Genomic DNA, 3,312 nt, shown 5'->3' with positions numbered 1-3,312 from the left:
TGTCGGCTTATGGGGGAGTTTGCATGCACAATATGTGACTACGCCCGTAAATACAGATACCAGAACATTGAATACCGGCTATCAGGTTGGAAGTATTCCGGGTTCATTAACAGCTTCAGCAAATGGAAGTTCAAACTATCAAGTACCTATTCAGGTTCCACCAGGAGTTAATGGATTAGTCCCCAGCCTCTCTGTGAATTACAATAGTGGTTCATCAAATGGATTGTTAGGGTATGGAGTTAATTTAACGGGTATTTCTTTTATTTCGAGAGGAGCAAATTCATTTATACAAGATGGAAATTCAAAAAAGGTAGATTATAATACTTCCGATGCTCTTTATTTAGGAGGAAGCAGATTGATATTGGTAAGTGGTACCTATGGGGCTGCAAACTCCGAATACCGTTTAGATAACAGCAACAAAGTTCGTGTTAACTTGTATGGATCAACTACAAGCATTTACTTTAAAGTGTGGATGCCAAATGGAAGAACTTATTTGTATGGTAATGACTCCAACTCACGATTGAGTGGAAGTAGTGGTAATTTACGCTGGTATGTAAAATCCATATCCGATTACGATGGCAACAGCATTAGTTATTCCTATATAAACGATACTTATGGTTTTCGGATAAACCAGATAAGCTATGCCGGAAATGCAATCAATTTTGAATATGCTTCAAGAGATGATAAAATCACCCAATATTTTGAAGGACTTGAAATCAAGCAACATAAAATACTTAGCAAAATTAAAGTAAACGGACAAGGGAGTCGTTTTCGGGAATATCAATTTTCTTATTACAAGGATATATATTCATACTTAAATGAAATTAAGGTTTTTGGAACAGATGGTACTCAGTTAAATTCGACGGTTTTAAATTGGGGAAAGTCAAATGATTTCACAAGATACAAAACATCAAAACAAAAAAACTCCAATATTAAGCAATATGGTGATTTTAATGGAGATGGACGAGCAGATTATCTGGAATATCCGGATAAAACCAGTTATACCACATCTGACAAATACAATGTATATATAACCGGAGCAGATGGGAAATCCGAAACTAGTGTTTATCAAAAAAGTTTGAGTTCCAAATTTGCTGGATTTCAAATAACGGATTTCAATGGAGATGGCAAAGATGATATTTTTGCCCCCTTCTTTTTTCGATTGGTAAATGGATCCGGAGGATTTTATATGTTTACATACATATACTATAAAGACGGGCAGTTTGTGTCAAAATCACCATATCCTGAATATGATGTCGAAGATTATATTCAATTTTTTCACGCGGATGTTGATGGTGATAGAGTAAAGGACTTGATACTATTTGAAAAGTCTGGCTCAAACTTCAATTTCAAAGAAATTATAGGTAAACAAGGAAGTGGATTGCCACAAATTAAAGCAACTGACGAAATTTCACCTCACCATTTTACCAATAATGGTAATGAAGATATTTTTATATTAACTGGTTCTCAGCTTCAAATTTATGAATACAACGAAAATAAAACATTTGTCAAAAAATATGAATCCAGTATCCTGAATCGAAATGAAAAATATAAAATTGCCGATTTCAATGGGGATGGGATTGATGATATTTTAAATATTTCGGATGAGAAATTGTTTTATGGAACTGGGAATAATTATGCTGAAGCAAAATATCCTGTTACATTTCCAGAGTCTGGCGTTGACGACAAGGACAAAATAGTATTAACCGGAGATTTTAACGGTGATGGTATTGCAGATATCTACCAAATGCACGCCATTTATTACGACGATTTTTCTATGTATATCGATGAAGTTGTTGCTAAAGTTCATTATGGTACAGGAGGAAAATTGTTTAAAACTGAAATTAGAACCGACCTAAAGCCTTTTAAAATTGTGAATCCCTCTGATCCTATTGTTCACATAGATGAGATAAATATTGCTGATTTTAATGGTGACAATATAGATGATTTAATTTTTTCACTGGATTATTCGGCAAGTCGTTATCAAAAATTGTTATCTGACGATACCGGCAATGCAAATTTGCTTACAAAAGTTGCTGATGGAATGAATAATAAATATGCTATTAGCTATCAAAGAACCAATGATGGAGCTATTTATTCTCAGGATGCAAGTACTGGTGATGCTAATCTTTCCTACTATCAGGGTAAAAATAAAATGGTAAAGGGAATCAGTATGACTTCTGATGGAACAACAATTTCCAATACCACCTACAAATACAAAAATCAAACAGTTCATAAAAATTACGGATTTTTAGGCTGTAAAGAATATACCCAAAGTGAGTCCGTACAAAATGCTGAATCGACTTCAAATTTTGAGTTTCTAGGTGCCTATTATGTAGGAGCTTTGAAAAGCACAAGTTCAAAACTGTCAGGTTCGTTGGTTTCGTCAGCAAGTTTTACGAACAATGTCGCAAAGGTAAATGGAAGCAAAGGTTTTCGTTTGATCAGTTACTTGACGGCTCAATCGCAAACCGATCATGTAAAAGGAATTACCAATACGGTTTCCTATTCTGGTTTCGACAGTTATTATAATCCGACAAGTGTTAGTAAAAATCTGGGCGGTGCATTAAGCGAAACACAAAGTATTAGCTATAGTAATCTGGTAAACTCTACTTATTGGTTGCCAGGAAGATTATCCAGTGTTAACACGACTCAAGATCATACCGATCATACAGCAATTAGTACCACTACGAAATGGGTTTATTCTAACCATCATTTAAGTTCGAAAACCGGGTTGTACGGAACACCTAAAGCTGTTACTGAGACTTACGCTTATAGTTCCGGCAAAGTAAGTTCCCTTACATTATCGGGTAGTGGAGTAACAAGTAGAACAACTTCTTTTGTGTACGATGCTACCAGAAGATTTGTGACTCAGGAAACAAATCCATTAGGACATGTTACCAAGGCTGCTTACGATCCAGTTACTGGTAATCAGTTAACCGTGACCGATGCAAACAATCGGGTAACCAGTTTTACCTATAATGGTTTTGGTCAGCCCTTGAAAACCAATTATCCTGATGGAACAAGCAATACAAATACCATTAGCTGGAACAGTTCTGTTACGGGATGTGTTTACAAAGCATCTTCTACCCTGACTGGCAATGCACCTTCTTCCAGTTATTTTGATCGGTTGGGCCGGGTAATCCGAAGTGAAGGCAAGGGCTACAATTCCAAAACCATAAAAACAGATACCCGCTACGATTCAAAAGGCAGAGTTGCAGCAATTAGTTTGCCTTTTTCATCTACAAAAACAGCAGAGAAAACATTCGCTTACGATACTTACGGAAGACCTTCTGCAACCACCTTACCAAA

The 3,312-nt window shown here is 35.9% G+C and carries 1 protein-coding gene; it reads left to right on the top strand.

The genetic code is table 11. From position 1 onward, the window contains the following. A partial coding sequence (locus tag QUH73_RS20540) for an FG-GAP-like repeat-containing protein (RefSeq protein ID WP_289532319.1) occupies positions 1-3,312 on the top strand: 3,312 nt, incomplete at both ends.

The organism is Labilibaculum sp. K2S, assembly GCF_030372765.1.
Taxonomy (GTDB): Bacteria; Bacteroidota; Bacteroidia; order Bacteroidales; family Marinifilaceae; genus Labilibaculum.
Note: the sequence above shows the minus strand (reverse complement) of the source record. Positions and strands in the feature narration are given on the sequence as shown.